The organism is Rhodococcus sp. DMF-1 (assembly GCF_021441945.1).
GTDB lineage: Bacteria > Actinomycetota > Actinomycetes > Mycobacteriales > Mycobacteriaceae > Rhodococcus > Rhodococcus ruber.
This window is the reverse complement of record NZ_CP090442.1, coordinates 574,212-589,169: the sequence shown is the minus strand read 5'-3', so window position 1 is coordinate 589,169 and position 14,958 is coordinate 574,212. Positions and strand designations below refer to the sequence as shown.

At 71.8% G+C, this 14,958-nt stretch carries 13 protein-coding genes; 5 read left to right on the top strand and 8 right to left on the bottom strand.

Annotated elements, in window-relative coordinates:
- Window positions 1-57 precede the first annotated feature (57 nt).
- The 3 genes from LZP97_RS02905 to LZP97_RS02895 form a co-directional block, all read right to left on the bottom strand.
- Window positions 58-1,251, bottom strand: a complete 1,194-nt coding sequence (locus LZP97_RS02905) for an NAD(P)-dependent malic enzyme (RefSeq protein WP_026138053.1) — start codon at window positions 1,249-1,251, stop codon at window positions 58-60.
- 445 nt (window positions 1,252-1,696) lie between these two features.
- On the bottom strand, window positions 1,697-2,119 hold the full coding sequence (locus tag LZP97_RS02900) for a hypothetical protein (protein ID WP_010592424.1): 423 nt from the start codon (window positions 2,117-2,119) through the stop codon (window positions 1,697-1,699).
- Window positions 2,116-2,970, bottom strand: a complete 855-nt coding sequence (locus LZP97_RS02895; protein ID WP_017681983.1) for a PHP domain-containing protein — start codon at window positions 2,968-2,970, stop codon at window positions 2,116-2,118. The genes LZP97_RS02900 and LZP97_RS02895 overlap by 4 nt, the downstream gene beginning before the upstream one ends.
- Window positions 2,971-3,082: 112 nt before the next feature.
- Here LZP97_RS02895 and corA point away from each other — a divergent pair, with 112 nt between their 5' ends.
- Window positions 3,083-4,150 (top strand): magnesium/cobalt transporter CorA, encoded by a 1,068-nt coding sequence (gene corA / locus LZP97_RS02890; protein WP_010592426.1) that lies wholly within the window; start codon window positions 3,083-3,085, stop codon window positions 4,148-4,150.
- A complete protein-coding gene (locus LZP97_RS02885) occupies window positions 4,141-5,952 on the top strand; it encodes a hypothetical protein (protein ID WP_017681982.1) in 1,812 nt (603 codons plus the stop codon). Before corA ends, LZP97_RS02885 begins: the two co-directional genes overlap by 10 nt.
- Before the next feature lie 26 nt (window positions 5,953-5,978).
- Here the strand turns inward: LZP97_RS02885 and LZP97_RS02880 are convergent, their stop codons facing one another.
- Window positions 5,979-6,566, bottom strand: a complete 588-nt coding sequence (locus tag LZP97_RS02880) for a suppressor of fused domain protein (RefSeq protein WP_010592428.1) — start codon at window positions 6,564-6,566, stop codon at window positions 5,979-5,981.
- A 94-nt stretch (window positions 6,567-6,660) separates the two neighbouring features.
- Between LZP97_RS02880 and LZP97_RS02875 the strand changes: the two genes are divergently transcribed.
- Both LZP97_RS02875 and LZP97_RS02870 read left to right on the top strand, forming a co-directional pair.
- On the top strand, window positions 6,661-7,506 hold the full coding sequence (locus LZP97_RS02875; RefSeq protein ID WP_010592429.1) for a ParB N-terminal domain-containing protein: 846 nt from the start codon (window positions 6,661-6,663) through the stop codon (window positions 7,504-7,506).
- A 182-nt stretch (window positions 7,507-7,688) separates the two neighbouring features.
- On the top strand, window positions 7,689-9,386 hold the full coding sequence (locus LZP97_RS02870) for a RecQ family ATP-dependent DNA helicase (protein ID WP_048771744.1): 1,698 nt from the start codon (window positions 7,689-7,691) through the stop codon (window positions 9,384-9,386).
- A 116-nt stretch (window positions 9,387-9,502) separates the two neighbouring features.
- Here LZP97_RS02870 and LZP97_RS02865 read toward each other — a convergent pair whose 3' ends face one another.
- Complete coding sequence (locus tag LZP97_RS02865; protein WP_026138052.1) at window positions 9,503-10,039, bottom strand: DUF1360 domain-containing protein; 537 nt, start codon at window positions 10,037-10,039, stop codon at window positions 9,503-9,505.
- Between the two features lie 116 nt (window positions 10,040-10,155).
- Window positions 10,156-11,262, bottom strand: coding sequence for a winged helix DNA-binding domain-containing protein (locus LZP97_RS02860; RefSeq protein ID WP_048771746.1), 1,107 nt, complete (start codon window positions 11,260-11,262; stop codon window positions 10,156-10,158).
- Window positions 11,263-11,385: 123 nt separating this feature from the next.
- Here LZP97_RS02860 and LZP97_RS02855 point away from each other — a divergent pair, with 123 nt between their 5' ends.
- On the top strand, window positions 11,386-12,894 hold the full coding sequence (locus LZP97_RS02855) for an MFS transporter (RefSeq protein ID WP_010592434.1): 1,509 nt from the start codon (window positions 11,386-11,388) through the stop codon (window positions 12,892-12,894).
- A gap of 61 nt (window positions 12,895-12,955) precedes the next feature.
- On the opposite strand, the gene LZP97_RS02850 is transcribed toward LZP97_RS02855, so the two are convergent.
- Window positions 12,956-13,765: a hypothetical protein gene (locus LZP97_RS02850; RefSeq protein WP_017681977.1), complete on the bottom strand. Its 810-nt coding sequence runs from the start codon at window positions 13,763-13,765 to the stop codon at window positions 12,956-12,958.
- Window positions 13,766-13,787: 22 nt separating this feature from the next.
- Complete coding sequence (locus LZP97_RS02845; RefSeq protein WP_010592436.1) at window positions 13,788-14,957, bottom strand: ABC transporter ATP-binding protein; 1,170 nt, start codon at window positions 14,955-14,957, stop codon at window positions 13,788-13,790.
- Between the last annotated feature and the right edge of the window lies 1 nt (window position 14,958).

Genomic DNA, 14,958 nt, shown 5'->3' with positions numbered 1-14,958 from the left:
GAACGCCCCGGCCGGAACCTGGGTGCGGGCTCCGGCCGGGGCGTGCGGTCGATCGCGTCAGTCGGTGACGCCCTCGGCCCGTGCCGCGGCCGCGACGGCCTCGGCGACGGCGGGCGCCACCCGCGGATCGAGAGGGCTCGGGACGATCTTGTCCACGGCCAACTCGTCACCGACGACCGAGAGGATGGCCTCGGCGGCGGCGAGCTTCATGCCTTCGGTGATGCGCCGGGCACCGGCGTCGAGCGCGCCCTTGAACACACCGGGGAAGGCCAGCACGTTGTTGATCTGGTTCGGGAAGTCGCTGCGCCCGGTCGCCACGATCGCGGCGTGCTTGGCGGCGATCGTCGGGTGGATCTCCGGGTCCGGGTTCGACAGCGCGAACACGATCGCACCGTCGGCCATCTCGGCGACGATCTCCTCGGGCACCGTGCCGGCCGAGACGCCGATGAACACGTCCGCACCGCTCAGGGCCTCGATCAGGCCGCCGTGCCGGCCGGCCGGGTTGGTCCGCGCGGCCAGGTCGACCTTGACCTCGTTCAGGTCGGTGCGCTCGCGCGAGACGATGCCCTTCGAGTCCAGCACGGTCACATCCGCGGCGCCGGCGGCGAGCAGGATGTTGGCCACCGCCACGCCGGCCGCGCCGGCACCGGAGATGACGATGCGCAGGCCGGACAGCTCCCGGTTCTGCACCTTGGCCGCACCCTTGAGCGCGGCGAGCGCGACGATCGCGGTGCCGTGCTGGTCGTCGTGCATGACCGGGCAGTCCAGCGCCTCGATCACGCGCTTCTCGATCTCGAAGCAACGCGGGGCCGAGATGTCCTCGAGATTGACCGCGCCGAAGCTCGGGCGCAGCCGGATCAGGGTCTCGACGATCGCGTCGGGGTCCTTGGTGTCGAGGACCAGCGGGATCGAGTTCAGGCCGGCGAACTTCTTGAACAGGGCGGACTTGCCCTCCATCACCGGCAGCGACGCGCGCGGGCCGATGTCACCGAGGCCGAGGACGGCCGAGCCGTCGGAGACGACCACCACCAGGCGGTTGGTCCAGGTGTAGCGGTCGGCGAGGGTCTCGTCGGCCGCGATCGCGCGGGAGACCTGCGCGACGCCGGGCGTGTAGGCGATCGACAGGTCCCGCTGCGTCTCCAGCGGTGCGGTGAGCTCGACGGACAGCTTGCCGTCGACGTGGCTGCCGAAGATTTCCTCGTCGGTCAACTCGACCTTCTGGGGGGTAGGTGCATCAGACACGATTGACACGATGACACTCCTGCTCGAGCCGGAACCACTCGGGTTCCGGTTACTGCGAAGTAGCTGCGCGACGGACATCGGGTGCAGCGCTTCGCCAAGGACATTTCGGTGAAGCTTCCGGGCGCGATCACGGTTACCGCTGTACAACGCTGTACGACTTCCGGAGCGTGATGGCGCCGAGGCGGGTGAGCCCTGGCGACGAGCCCTCTACAGGGTCTGCCATCTTCGTCCGGCTTCGAGGCGGTGGCACCGAGGCCGGATTGAGGAAAAGTTTGCCACCTTCACAAGCCAACAATCAAATCGGTATTTCTTGCGAATGTCTCACGATTTTCGGCGCTCACCTGTGAGTTTGGACAGCCGAGCCGCAATGTCGACCCCACGATCGGGGTCGTTCCGAGGCAAAAGCCCGAGATGCCGACCGGTTACCTGCCGGTAACGCACGGGGGTCCGAACGTCAGCCCCACCACTGGGTGAACATCAGAACCGCGCCCGTGAGATAGACCACAGCCACGCCCGCGACCGCGGCGAGACCACGCCGGCGGTCCGCGAACAGCTGCGCGGCCGTGGCGACGAGCGCCGCGACGACGTGCGCGGACAGCGACGCCGAACCCGGCCCCGGGAAATCCCGCTTGTCCCCCAGGTACTGCGCCACCCAGACCACCGCTGTCAGGACGATCACCGCGCCGCACACCACACCCGACAGGGCTCGCAGTCCCCGCACGACGAACCCGTCCCGACTCGGCGTCCCACCGCGGGGCGATGCCGCCGCGGGCGCCTCGTAGGCGTCGCGCCCGGAGCGGTGAGCGGAGTCGTCGTAGAAGTCGTCGTGCCCGACGGCGCGGTCGTCGCGGCGCGCCGGGCGGCCCCAGGTGCTCATCCCTCGAGCACCTCGACCCCGGTGGCCCGTGCCGTCAGCGCCTCGAACGCCTCGGGGTCCGTCGTGTACCGGCCGAGCGGGACGGCCTTGTTGCCGCCGTGGTAGTCGGACGACCCCGTGACGAACAGATCGAGCTTCGCCGCCATGTCCCGCATGAGCTGCGCGTCGGCCGGAGCGTGGTCCGGATGGTCCGCCTCGAGGCCGCCGAGGCCCAGTTCCGCGAGTTCCTCGATGTGGTCGAGTGCGAGCAGCCGGCCCCGGGACCGGGCACGGGCATGCGCCACGACGGTGACACCGCCGGCGTCGGCGACCATGCGCACGGCCTCCGACAGCGGAGTGTCCGCCTTGGTGACGTAGTAGCGACCCCGCGACGACAGCAGGTCCGCGAACGCGGCCTCGATGCTCGGAACGACCCCCGCCTCCACCAGCGCGCGCGCCAGGTGCGGCCGCCCGGCCACCGGACCGGCGGCGGTGACGATCCGTTCGGGATCGACGGGCAGCCCGTCGGCGGCCATCCGCTCGGCCATCGTCCGGATACGGCCCACCCGCTCCCCGCGCAGGCGCTCCCGCTCGACCGCGAACGCCTCGTTCCGCGGGTCGAACAGGTAGGCGAGCAGATGCACCGCCACGGGCCGGCCGTCCTCACCGCGTCCGGTGCACGACATCTCCATGCCGCGGATCAGCCGCAGTCCCGCAGGCAGGGCGTCGGCCGCCGCGTCCCAGCCGGCGGTGGTGTCGTGGTCGGTCAGGGCGACCACGTCGAGCCCGGCCTCGACCGCGGCACGGACGAGTCCCGCCGGGGTGTCGGTCCCGTCGGAGGCCAGCGAGTGGGTATGCAGATCGATACGCACCCCACCAGTGTGTCAGGTGCCGTCGTGCGGCCCCGGCGGGCGGTCCGGGGCGGGTTAGCATGACGCTGCGACCGCCCGGACGGGCCGGAGCGTGCTGCGCGGAAGGGAACCGATGCCGAACCTGCCCTCGCACCCGTCGCGCCGGACCGGCGCCCCGGCGTCCACCCTGCGCGTCCCCGCCGAGCGGGCGGTGGTGGACTGCGCCGTCTACGTCGACGGCGTGCGGCTGCCGGGCCGTTACGCCCACGGCGCGGCGCTCGAGGAGGTGCGCCGGCGCGGCGCCGGATTCGTGTGGCTCGGCCTGCACGAGCCCGACGAACAGCAGATGACGAGCGTGGGCCGCACGTTCGGGCTGCACGAACTGACGGTCGAGGACGCCGTGCACGCGCATCAGCGGCCCAAGCTCGAACGCTACGACGACGTGACGTTCCTCGTGCTGCGGACCGTGAACTACGTCGAACACGAGTCGGTGACCACGACCAAGGAGATCGTCGAGACCGGCGAGATCATGCTCTTCTGCGGCCGGGACTTCGTCGTCAGCGTCCGCCACGGCGACCACTCCGCGCTGGCGGACGTGCGGCATCGGCTCGAGGCCGCCCCGGAGCGGCTGGCGCTGGGTCCGTCGTCGGTGCTGCACGCCGTCGCCGACCACGTCGTGGACACGTACCTCGCCGTGGTCGACGCCGTGCAGCCGGACATCGACGACCTCGAGGAACTGGTGTTCACGCCCGACACCCGCATCGCGGTGGAGCAGATCTATCTGCTCAAGCGGGAGATCGTGGAACTGCGACGGGCGGTGCTCCCCCTCGCGACGCCGCTGCGCCAGCTGACCCGCGGCGCGGGCAATCCGGTGCCCAAGGAGGTGCGGCGCTACTTCCGGGACGTCGCCGATCATCACACCAAGGTGGCCGAGCGCATCGCGGACTACGACGAGACGCTGAGCACCCTCGTCGATGCCGCGATCGCGAAGGTGACGGTGCAGCAGAACACCGACATGCGCCGGATCTCGGCGTGGGTGGCGATCGCGGCCGTGCCCACGATGATCGCCGGGATCTACGGGATGAACTTCGACAACATGCCCGAACTGCACTGGGAGCACGGGTACTTCGTGGTCATCGGGGCGATCGTCGCGATCACCGTCGGCCTGTTCGTCACCTTCCGCCGCAACAAATGGCTCTGATCACCGCGGCGCGGGACCGCCTGACGCCGGTCGCTTCCGCAGGGCACACCCGTGGGACGTGGGTGCTCGCGGCGGCCCTCGTCCTGATCGTCCTGCAGCTGGCGGTGCGCTCCCTGCTCGCGTTCGGCGGGCAGTTCTACTGGGACGACCTGATTCTGGTCGGACGGGCGGGCCTGCACCCGCTGCTGTCGTTCGAGTTGCTCGGCTACGACCACGACGGCCATCTCATGCCGGGTGCGTTCGTGGTGGCCGACGTGATCACGAGCCTCGCACCGCTGCAGTGGTGGCCGGCGGCTGCGACGCTCGTGGCCGGCCAGGCGTTGGCGTCGCTGGCCGTGCTGCGCGTGCTGTGGTTGCTGCTCGGACCGCGGCCGGCGCTGCTCGGCCCGCTGCTGTTCTACCTGTTCACGCCCCTGACGCTGCCGGCGTTCGCGTGGTGGGCGGCGGGCCTGAATTCGCTGCCGCTGCAGGCGGGCCTGGCGTGGGTGGCCGGCGACGCGATCCGTGCGGCGCGCACGGGCCGACTCCGCTACGCGCTGAGCGGGACGGCGGTCACCGGCGTCGCACTGCTGTTCTTCGAGAAGTCGGTGCTGGTACCGGCGGTGGCCTTCGCGACCGTCGCGCTGATGTACGGGTTGGACGGCCACCCCCGGCCGGTGCGCACCGCGGCGCGACGCGCGGCGCCGCTGTGGCTCGGCTCGGCGCTGGTCCTCGCGGCCTGGGCGGCGGCGTACCTGTCCCTCGTCGAGTCCCGGTTCGGGGCGCCGACGGGCGACATGGTCCGGGGGCTGACGCACCACGGTGTCTCGTTCGGGGTGCTGCCGGCGCTGCTGGGCGGGCCGTGGCGATGGGACCGCTGGAATCCGGGACCGCCGTGGGCGGATCCGCCGACCGGGCTCGTCGTGGCGGCCTGGGCCGCGGTGCTCGCCGTCCTGGTGTGGTCGCTGCGGCGCAGCCGGCGCACGGGCTGGGTGTGGGCCGCGACGGCCGCCTACGTGGCGGCCTCGACGGCCGCGATGATCACCACCCGCTTCGGCCCGGACACGACGTACGAACTGGCCCAGACCCTGCGCTACCACACCGACACGGCCGTGGTCGTCGCGATCGGAACGGCCCTGATCCTGCGCGCCGGCCCACGCGACGACCCGCGGCGCGCACCCGCGCGGCGGATCGTCGCCGCCGGGTGCGCGGTGGTCTTCACGGCGAGCTGTCTGTGGTCCACGACGACCTTCGCGCGCACCTGGGCCGACAACCCCACCGGCGCCTACCTGGCCGCCGCGAGGTCCGCGCTCACCGCACGCCCCGACGTGCCGATCCTCGACCATCCCGTGTCGGTGTGGGTGCTCCTGCCGGTCACCCACCCCCACAACCTCCTGAGCCGGGTGTTCTCGCCGTTGCCGGGACGCGCCGAGATCGGCGCCGTCACCACCGAACTGCAGGTGCTCGACGACCGGGGACGACTCGTGCCGGCGGAACTCGTTCCGGTGCGGCACGTGCTGCCCGGTCCGGTGCCCGACTGCGGGCATCTGCTCACCGAGTCGAGGACGACCGTGCTGCCCGCCGACACGGCGCTCGTGGGCGGGGAGTGGACGGTGCAGCTGAACTACCGCGCCTCCGCGGACGGCGAGATCGAGGTGGGGTTTCCCGCCGCCCCGCGGGTGCGGGTACCGGTCACCGAGGGACTGGGCACGGCCTACGCACGGGTCCCGGGCGCAGGCACCGGGCTGCAGGCCCGCTCGGCATCGGCGGGACTCGACGTGTGCCTGGCGGGGGGCCCGATCGGCGTCGTCGTCCCGCGCTGACCGCGCCCGTCACATTCGGGCTCCCGTCACATTCGGGCCGGGGCGCGGTTCGGGTCCCGCACGTCGATGCCGGCCTCCGACCACGCCTCGCGCAGCGCGTCGCCGCCGCGCAACCGCTTCCACGCGGCCTCGGTGCCCGTCAGCGGGATCACCTCGAAGAACCGCACCGGGTCGGCGGGCTCGGGCAGTACCAGTTCGGGGACGTCGCTCGGCTCGAGCATCACCGCGGTGAAGGGTGCCCCCTGCCACAACGGCTCCCCCAGGTCGAGCAGGGCGTCGTCGGTGAGGACGACGCCCTCCACCGCGGGCAGTGCCGCGAGCGTCGCGAGCGTGCGGACCAGCCCCGGCAGAGTGCCGGTGAGGCCGCGCATGCTCAGAATCAGTTCGGCGCGCGGCCCCCGCGTCGGGTCGGCGACCGTCGCGGTGGGGTCGCCCATCGGATGCCGCGAACACCCCAGAGTCGCGAACCGCACGAGGTCCGGCTGTTCCACGCGGAACCGCAGCACCTCGACGGGTTCGAGTCCGAGGAACGTCACGGACGCCGTCTCCGGCTCGGCGCCCCCGAAGCGGGCGCTGAGATGGGCACGGACGGCGGGCAGCACGGCGTCGATCACCCCTGCAATGTAGACCCGGCGCGGGGCTCGTGCCGCCGGTGCGTCCCGCACCGATCCGGGTCACCGGGAGCCCGTCCGCCGGTACCGTCGTGTCATGGTGCGAGACACCGGCTTCCCCGGCGCCGATGCCGGCGACGACTTCTCCCGGCAGCGCCGGCGCGCCGAGTACGCGCGACTGATCGCCTGGCTTCGCCGCGAACCCGGGGACGTCAACGCCGTGCTGCCGTTCGACGCCGTCGTGCGGGCGCTGGGCCGGGTCGGGGAACGGCGTCTGGGGCTGCAGAGCATCGACGTGGCCTCGATCGTCGGCAGCGTGGACCGGACCGAGGATTTCGACCGGCGGTTCCGGCCCACGTCGGCCCGGCTGCGCCAGCGATGGGAGAAGCTGGCCACGGCCCGCCGCCGGGGCGAGGCCGTGCCGCCGATCACGGTGTACCGGGTCGGGTCGATGCACTTCGTGGTGGACGGGCACCATCGCGTCTCCATCGCCTACGCCCGCGGGGACGCGACCATCGACGCCTACGTGACCGAGATCGTCACCCGGATCTCGCCCGAGGGGGTGAGCCAGCACTCGGACCTGATGCGGAAGGACCACTACCGGATGTTCCTGAGCCGGGTGCCACTCACCGGCGAGCGGCGCGACGCGGTGACCGTCCGGGACCCGTGGGACTACGCCGAGCTGGCCGAGTGCATCGAGGCGTGGGGTTTCCGGCTCATGCAGGAGCGCGGCGAGTTCCTCACCCGCGACGTGGTGGCGCAGCGCTGGTTCGACGAGGAGTTCGTGCCCGTGGTCGACATGGTGCGGGCGGCGGGGATGCTGCGCACCCGAACCGACGCCGAGGCGTACCTGTGGCTGGCCGGCGAACGGTACCGGCTCGTGCGGCGGCACGTGTGGAACGAGGAGATCATCGAGCGGCTGAAGCGGCGGGCCCCCCGGTGAGCGCACGCCGGCCGGTTTGATCCCGCGGCGCCGGAGGTATGCCCCCGGCAGCCACCGAGGACGTCCGCCGGGCGCGCGGACGCCCGGGCCGGTCGAGCAACGTGCCGGCGCCGGTCCGCGCGGGGGGACCCCGCGCTCCGTACCCTGGTCGGCAGGACCGGGCCCACGACAGGAGAACGCGCTTGACGGCGACCGTGCAGGACGCAGCGGACACCACCCGGGACGTCCGGACCGAGCTGAGCGCGGCCGCGCGCCGCGTGTTCGGCTGGGAGGAGCTGCGTCCCGGCCAGCTCGACGCGATGGAACCACTGGTGCAGGGCCGGGACGTGCTCGCGGTGATGGCCACCGGATCGGGCAAGTCGGCGATCTACCAGGTGCCGGCGCTGCTGATCGAGGGCACCACCCTGGTGATCTCCCCGCTCATCGCGCTGCAGAACGATCAGATCGCGGGGCTCGACGCCACCTCGGCGCCGGACGCGGTCGCGATCAACTCCCGGCAGCGGGCTTCGGAGACCGCAGCCGCGTGGGAGACGATCCGTGAGCGCACCGTGGAGTACGTCTTCCTGGCGCCGGAACAGCTCGCCAACGACGAGGTGGTGGCCCGACTCGCCGCCGCCCGCGTCTCCCTCGTGGTAGTCGACGAGGCGCACTGCGTGTCCGCGTGGGGTCACGACTTCCGGCCCGACTACCTGCGTCTGGCCGATGCGCTCGACCGCCTCGGCCGGCCCCCGGTGGTGGCGCTCACGGCCACCGCGTCGCCGCCGGTGCGGCAGGAGATCGTCGAGGAGCTGCGCCTGCGCGACCCGGTGGTCATCGCCAGCGGGTTCGACCGGCCCAACATCGACCTGGCCGTCGAGCGGTACACCGCCGACGCCGACAAGCGCCGGGCGGTGGTCGAGACCGTCGCCGGACTCGAGACCCCCGGGTTGGTGTACACCGCGACCCGCAAGGACGCCGAATTCTACGCGGCCGAGCTGACCGAACGGGGACTGCGGGCGGCTGCGTACCACGCCGGTCTGCCGGCGGCCACGCGCGAGCGGGTGCACCACGGATTCCTCGACGACGAACTCGAGGTGGTGGTGGCGACCTCCGCGTTCGGCATGGGCATCGACAAGCCCGACGTGCGGTTCGTCGCACACGCCTCCGCGCCGGATTCCGTGGACAGCTACTACCAGCAGATCGGCCGCGCCGGCCGCGACGGGCTCGAGGCGAAGGCGCTGCTGTTCTACCGGCCCGAGGACCTGTCGCTCGCGAAGTTCTTCACCACCCACCGTCCGGACGAGGACCTGCTCGGCCGGGCCTTCACCGCGCTGGCGCGCGCGAAGTCACCGAAGCGACTGAAAGACCTTCGCGCCGAACTGGATATCCGGGGACGAACCCTCACCAACGCGGTCAACCTGCTCGAACGCGCGGGTGTGGTCTCCTCGGGACGCAAGGGGCTCACCGCACGCACCGTCGAGGTGGAGATCGCCGTCCGCCGCGCGGCCGAGGTGGCCGCGGTCGGTGAACGGATGGACCGCTCGCGCGTGGAGATGATGCGGGGCTACGCCGAAACCCGTGGCTGCCGCAGGCAGTTCCTGCTCGGGTATTTCGGCGAGTCGCTGCCCGATCCGTGCGGGCACTGTGACTGCTGCCGCGAGGGAATCCACGAGCACCGACCGGAATCGCCGAAACACGGTCCTTACGAGCCGATTCCGCTGCACACCCGAGTGGTGCACGCGCAGTGGGGTCCCGGCGAGGTGATGAGCGCGGAGCCGGACCGGATCACCGTGCTGTTCGACGAGTACGGCTACCGCACGCTGTCGCTCGAGGCGGTGGAGGAGCACGATCTGCTGCGCCCCGAGAACTCGGAGCCCGAACCGGAGCCGGACATCGCCTGACGGATCCCAGGGGGCGCCCCGTAAATCCGCCCGCGACTTCGGAATCCGCCCCCGCCGTGGCGTGGGCGGATTCCGAACCGGCGCGGTAATCCTGCCCCACCCTCGAACGGCGGCCCTCACTCGACGCTCTGCTGCGCCTTCGCGTAGGCGAACTGGAGGAAGTCTGCCCCGGCGAGGGCGGCGAACAGCCCGGCGACGAGCCGGGTCGGACGCGGTGCGAAGACCATTCCGATGGTGAAGAACGTCGCGACCCACATGTCGAAGCAGAAGGGGCAGCTCAGCAACTCGCCCAGGCTGTGCCGGAGACTGTTGCTCGGTCCGCGGACCTCCTCCATCACCTCGGCCGGGCCGCCCTGCTCCTTGTAGCGCGTGAAGGGCGCGCGAATGGGGCTGGTCACCGCGTCCTTCGTCACCGTGCGCGACAGCTTGTGCGTGCCGAGGGCGAGCACGACGAGGTCCTGCCCGCTCAGACGCTCCGGCAGTCGACGCCCGGTGACCACCGCGGCGATCACCGCGACGGTGACCAGCGTGCTGTACCCGGCGAGGACCTTCGTGTAGCCCCGGAGGGGTATGTCCTCCCCGCCGGTGTACTCGCGGGTCTGTTCGCGGACGGCGTCGACGAGGTCGACGGACGTCTCGGTCTGATTGCTCATCTGCTTCTCCTGCACGTAGCTCGGTCCGCGCAGTAGTACCCACGCACGGCTGTACCCACGCACGGCTGTACCCACGCACGGCTGTACCCACGCACGGCTGCCGCCACGCCTCTCCGCTACCCCGCGGGGAATCGCACCTCGTGCGTGGGGGCGGTCGCCCCGCCGAACCGCGCCAGCCGCAGCCCCTCCGCCTCGACCGCCGAGCGTTGCCGGGCCGTCAGGCGCCGCCACGGGGTCACCTCGAGTACGGCCGAGTCCTTCGCGACGGCCAGTTTCGCGGTTCCGGCGACCGTCCCGTCGACGAGGACGGCGGAGCGCACGATGCCGTTCTGCGTCACGATCCGGCGACGGTGCTCGTCGGAGACGATCCGGGTCCGGTCGGCGTGCGAGAGCAGGACGTTGTCGTACGGCGCGAGGATCCGCACCGGCGCCGGTGCCGCCGGATCCGGGCGCGGGGCGTCGGGCAGGTCGAACAGCTCGACGCCGTTCTCGTCCCGGAACACCTCGAGCGACGGGCGCAGCCGTTCGAACACCTCCCCGAGCCGCGTCAGCCCCGACCAGGCCTGGGCGTCGCGCACGCTCGCGGGCCCGAACGCGGCGAGGTATCGCCGGAGGACGACGGCCGGGTCCGGCCGTGCCGGTCCGCGACCGGTCCACTCGTCGAGCGGGGTGAGTCGCGGCTGCCCGGAGCGCCCCCACAGCCCCCGCGGCGGCACCTGCACCAGCGGGAGCAGGTTCCGCAGCCCGTAGGCGAGCGCGGCCGGATCGCGGCCGGGGAATCGCTCCGCGAGCAACGGGCGCAGCTCCTGCAGGCTGCGGGGGGCGTCGCCGAGCAGGTCGCGGCCTGCCGCGGCGAGCTCACGCAGGTCCACCCCGGCCAGACCGGCCGCGTACTGGGTGTTGGTGGCCAGGTCCCGGTCCAGCAGTGGCTGGACCCAGTCCCGCAGCGCCGCAGCGTCGGCGGCCGAGACTGCGAAGACCGTGCCGCGCATGAGTACGGTGCGCACCACGTGCCGTCCCTCGATGAGGTCGGCGAGGGCCGCGGGCCGGAACCGCCGCAACCGCGCCCACAGCGCGAAGTAGGGCGGTGTCGGGGCCTGCGCCTGCAGGCCCAGCAGGTGCTCGACCGCGTCGAGCACCGGGAGGTCGGCACGATGCAACAGATGCTGACGGGCGAGGGTGGCGCGGCCGAGAGCACGGACGGTGAGGGTGCGCGGCGTCACGGGAACACCCTGCCACGGCGGACCGACACGGCCTCGTCGGCGCCTGCACCTGGACGGGGCAACCGAGCGTCCGGTAGATGTTTAGTTGAGTTTAGTTTCATGTTGCAGCGTCGAGGAGAGCCGATGTCCGATCCGAGAGGTGCGCGGCTGCTGGTTCCGGTGCTGTGCTTCATCGTCACCACCATCGCCGTGATGCAGACGTCCGTCGTACCGATCGTCGGCACCATTCAGGAACAGCTGGGGGTGAGCACGACCGCCGCGGGCTGGGTCCTGACCGCGAACCTGCTCGCGGCCGCCGTCACCACTCCCCTGCTGGGCCGGCTGGCCGATCTGCGCGGCAAACGCCCGGTCCTGCTCACCGTCCTCGTCGTGGTGTTCGTCGGTTCGCTGCTGTGCGCCGCCGCGGACTCGTTCGCGCTCCTGCTGATCGGCCGGGTCCTGCAGGGCGTGTCGTTCGCGCTGTTCCCCGTCGGCATCGCCGTGCTGCGGGCCGAACTGCCGCCGCAGCGGTTGATCGGGGCGATGGGCCTGTTCTCCGGAACGCTCGGCGTCGGTGGCGCGATCGGCATGGTGCTCACCGGCCTGATGGTCTCGGGCGGCGACTACCGTCGCGTGTTCTGGCTGGTGGCGGCGTTCAACGCCGTCGCGTTGCTGAGCGCGTTCCTCGTCGTGCCGCGACGACCGCGGTCCGCGGACGGACGGATCGACTGGCTCGGCGCGATCCTGCTGGCCGTCGGGCTGGCGCTGGTGCTGCTGGCCCTGTCCGAGGGCGGAACGTGGGGTTGGGCGTCGGCGCTCACCCTCGGGAGCGCCGCACTCGGGCTGGCCGTGCTCGCGGCGTGGCTGCTCTTCGAACGGCACGTCGACGAGCCGCTCGTGCCGCCGCGGATGCTCACCGATCGGCCGGTGTTCGTGGTGCACGGCGCCGCGTTCCTCGTCGGCATGGCCATGTTCGTCAGCTTCCTCGCGACGGCGTACTTCGTGCAGACGCCGCCCGCCGTCGCCGGATACGGATTCGGCGCCACCGTGCTCGAGGCGACCGCGGTGTACATGCTGCCCGGCGCGCTCGTCGGGGTGGTCGCCGCGGCACTCGCGGGCCGGCTCATCCACCGGTTCGACGCCCGATGGGTGCTGATCGGAGCGTGCATTCTCGGGATCGCCGGCTTCGCCCTGGTGGCGGTCGTGCACGACCGGAGCTGGCAGCTGATCGTCTCCGGCATCCTCGTGACCACCTTCGTCAGCCTCGCCTATGCCGCACTGCCCGCCCTGCTCGTCGCCGAGATCCGTCCCGATCAGACCGGGGTTGCGAACAGCATCAACTCCATCGCCCGCACGGTGGGCAGTTCGCTCAGCAGTGCGGTGGTCACGACCCTGCTGGCCACGCTGACCGTTCGCGGCACGGGCGTCGTCCGCGAGAGCGCATTCGTCGCGGCATTCGGGTTGGGTGTCGCGGCCGCGGCCGTGGCCGCACTGCTCGTTCTCATCGGCGGGCGACCGGCCACGCGCGCACTGAGCGACCGCGAGGAGGACGAGGTCGAGGCGACGGCCCTGGCCGCCGAATGGAGCACGGTGTCCGGTCTCGCGGCGGAGCACACCGCGACCGGGCAGACCGACGCGGTCCGCCGGGGCTGACCTCGCGGTCGGGAACGGGACGGAACCGGGCGTCCTCAGCCCTTTCCCGTTCTGCGTCCGCTCAACCCTGCAGTGCGCGCACCGCCTCCTCCGCCTGCTGCGCCGCCTCCTCGGCCTTCGCGGCGTCCTCGTCGGCCGTCCGGGCGGTGCGTCGCGCGAACTCGCGCTGGTGTTCCACCCGGCCCAGCTCCTCGCGCAGCCGCGCGACGTGCTCGTCGAGTTGTTCGACCGCGGCACGTGCGCGCTCCGCCACCGACCGGGCCTCGTCGGCGGTGTTCCGCGCCGTTTCCGCCTCGGCGACGGCGGCCTCCAGCGCTCGCCGCGTGCGCTCGGCCTCCTCGATGTCGTCCGCCCCGGTGCCCTTCCGTTCCGGCGCGGGCGGAACGACCGACAGTCCGACCGGTCCGAACCCGCTGTAGTCCAGCGGCGTCTCGAGTCGGCCACCGCGCACCTGCTCGGCCAGCTCGGCCTCGGCGAGTGCGGCGTGCAGGGTCTGGCCCACCTCGCGCAGCGCGGCTTCGGATGCCCGCCGACCGTGCTCGGCGGCGAGCCGGGAGGCCGTCTTCTCGAGCGCACCGATCACCCGCCGTCGCTGGGTGGACAGCCGCCGCAGCTCGGCTCCGGAGAGCTGACGCTGCGCGGTACGCAGGGCCTCGCCGAGTCCGAGCAGGGCCGTGATCTCCTCGGGTCTCTCGCGGACGAGGAGGTTCACCAGCCACGCCGACACGGTCGGCTTGCGCAGCCGGCCGACCGCCGCCGCGAGTTCCCGGTCGCCGGCGTCGCGGGCACGGGCGACGTACTCCTTACGGGCCGCGGTGAACTCACCCGGATCGAGCCCGTACAGCTCGTCGGCGATGTCGTCGAGGTCCACCGGCCTACTATGCACTCCTCGGTCAGAGGGTGACGTTCTCCCCCGTCGCCTGGTCGAACAGGGCAACCTTCGCCGGATCGAACCACAGCTGCACCGGCCGGCCCTTCGCGACGTCGGACTCGGCGGGCAGCCGCGCGACCATCGAGCCGCCGGCGAGATCGGCGACGCCCACATCGGCTGCCAGATCGTCGAGGTCGCTCGAATGCAGCTCCGGGGACTCGACGGTGAAGTACGCGTACTTGTCCGACCCCATGGATTCGAGCACGTCGATGTCGACCGTGAAGATGGTGCCCTGCTCGCGCTGCGCCGGGTCCAGGAGCGCGGCGTCCTCGAAGTGCTCGGGCCGGATGCCGACGACGACGTCACGTCCCGGATCGTGCTTCTGCACGGCCGCCCACCGCTCGGCCGGCAGCGTGAAGTCCCCGATCGCGGTGCGCACTCTGTCACCGTCGAGCCGGCCGGCGAAGAAGTTCATCGACGGCGAGCCGATGAACCCCGCCACGAACAGGTTCTTCGGCCGGTCGTAGAGCTCCTGCGGGGCACCGATCTGCTGCACCAGCCCGCCGCGGAGGACGACCACGCGGTCCCCGAGCGTCATGGCCTCGGTCTGATCGTGGGTGACGTACACCGTGGTGGTGCCCAGGCGCTTCTGCAGCCGGGCGATCTCGGTGCGCATCTGCACCCGCAGCTTGGCGTCGAGGTTGGACAGCGGCTCGTCCATGAGGAACGCCTTGGGATTGCGCACGATCGCCCGTCCCATCGCCACCCGCTGTCGCTGCCCGCCCGACAGGTTCGACGGCTTGCGGTCGAGGTGGCCGGTCAGGTCGAGGATCTTCGCCGCCTCCTCCACCTTTCGCGCGACCTCGTCCTTGGGGACCTTGGCCAGGGTGAGCGGGAAGGCGATGTTCTCCCGGACGGTCATGTGCGGGTACAGCGCATACGACTGGAACACCATCGCGATGTCGCGGTCCTTCGGCGCCTTCTCGTTGACCCGCTCGCCCCCGATCCGCAACTCGCCGGAGGAGATGTCCTCGAGGCCGGCGATCATGTTCAGCGTCGTCGACTTTCCGCAGCCCGAGGGGCCGACCAGGATGATGAACTCGCCGTCGGCGATCGTCATGTCCACGTCGCTGACCGCTCGCGCCCCGTCGGGGTAGAGCTTGGTCACCTTGTCCAGCACGATTTCAGCCATG

Bases quoted from the DNA above. Each gene is read 5' to 3' on its own strand.
- LZP97_RS02865 (WP_026138052.1), bottom strand. From the start codon at position 10,039: ATGAGCAATCAGACCGAGACGTCCGTCGACCTCGTCGACGCCGTCCGC.
- LZP97_RS02885 (WP_017681982.1), top strand. From the start codon at position 4,141: ATGGCTCTGATCACCGCGGCGCGGGACCGCCTGACGCCGGTCGCTTCC.
- corA (WP_010592426.1), top strand. From the start codon at position 3,083: ATGCCGAACCTGCCCTCGCACCCGTCGCGCCGGACCGGCGCCCCGGCG.
- LZP97_RS02900 (WP_010592424.1), bottom strand. From the start codon at position 2,119: ATGAGCACCTGGGGCCGCCCGGCGCGCCGCGACGACCGCGCCGTCGGG.
- LZP97_RS02875 (WP_010592429.1), top strand. From the start codon at position 6,661: ATGGTGCGAGACACCGGCTTCCCCGGCGCCGATGCCGGCGACGACTTC.
- LZP97_RS02855 (WP_010592434.1), top strand. From the start codon at position 11,386: ATGTCCGATCCGAGAGGTGCGCGGCTGCTGGTTCCGGTGCTGTGCTTC.
- LZP97_RS02845 (WP_010592436.1), bottom strand. From the start codon at position 14,957: ATGGCTGAAATCGTGCTGGACAAGGTGACCAAGCTCTACCCCGACGGG.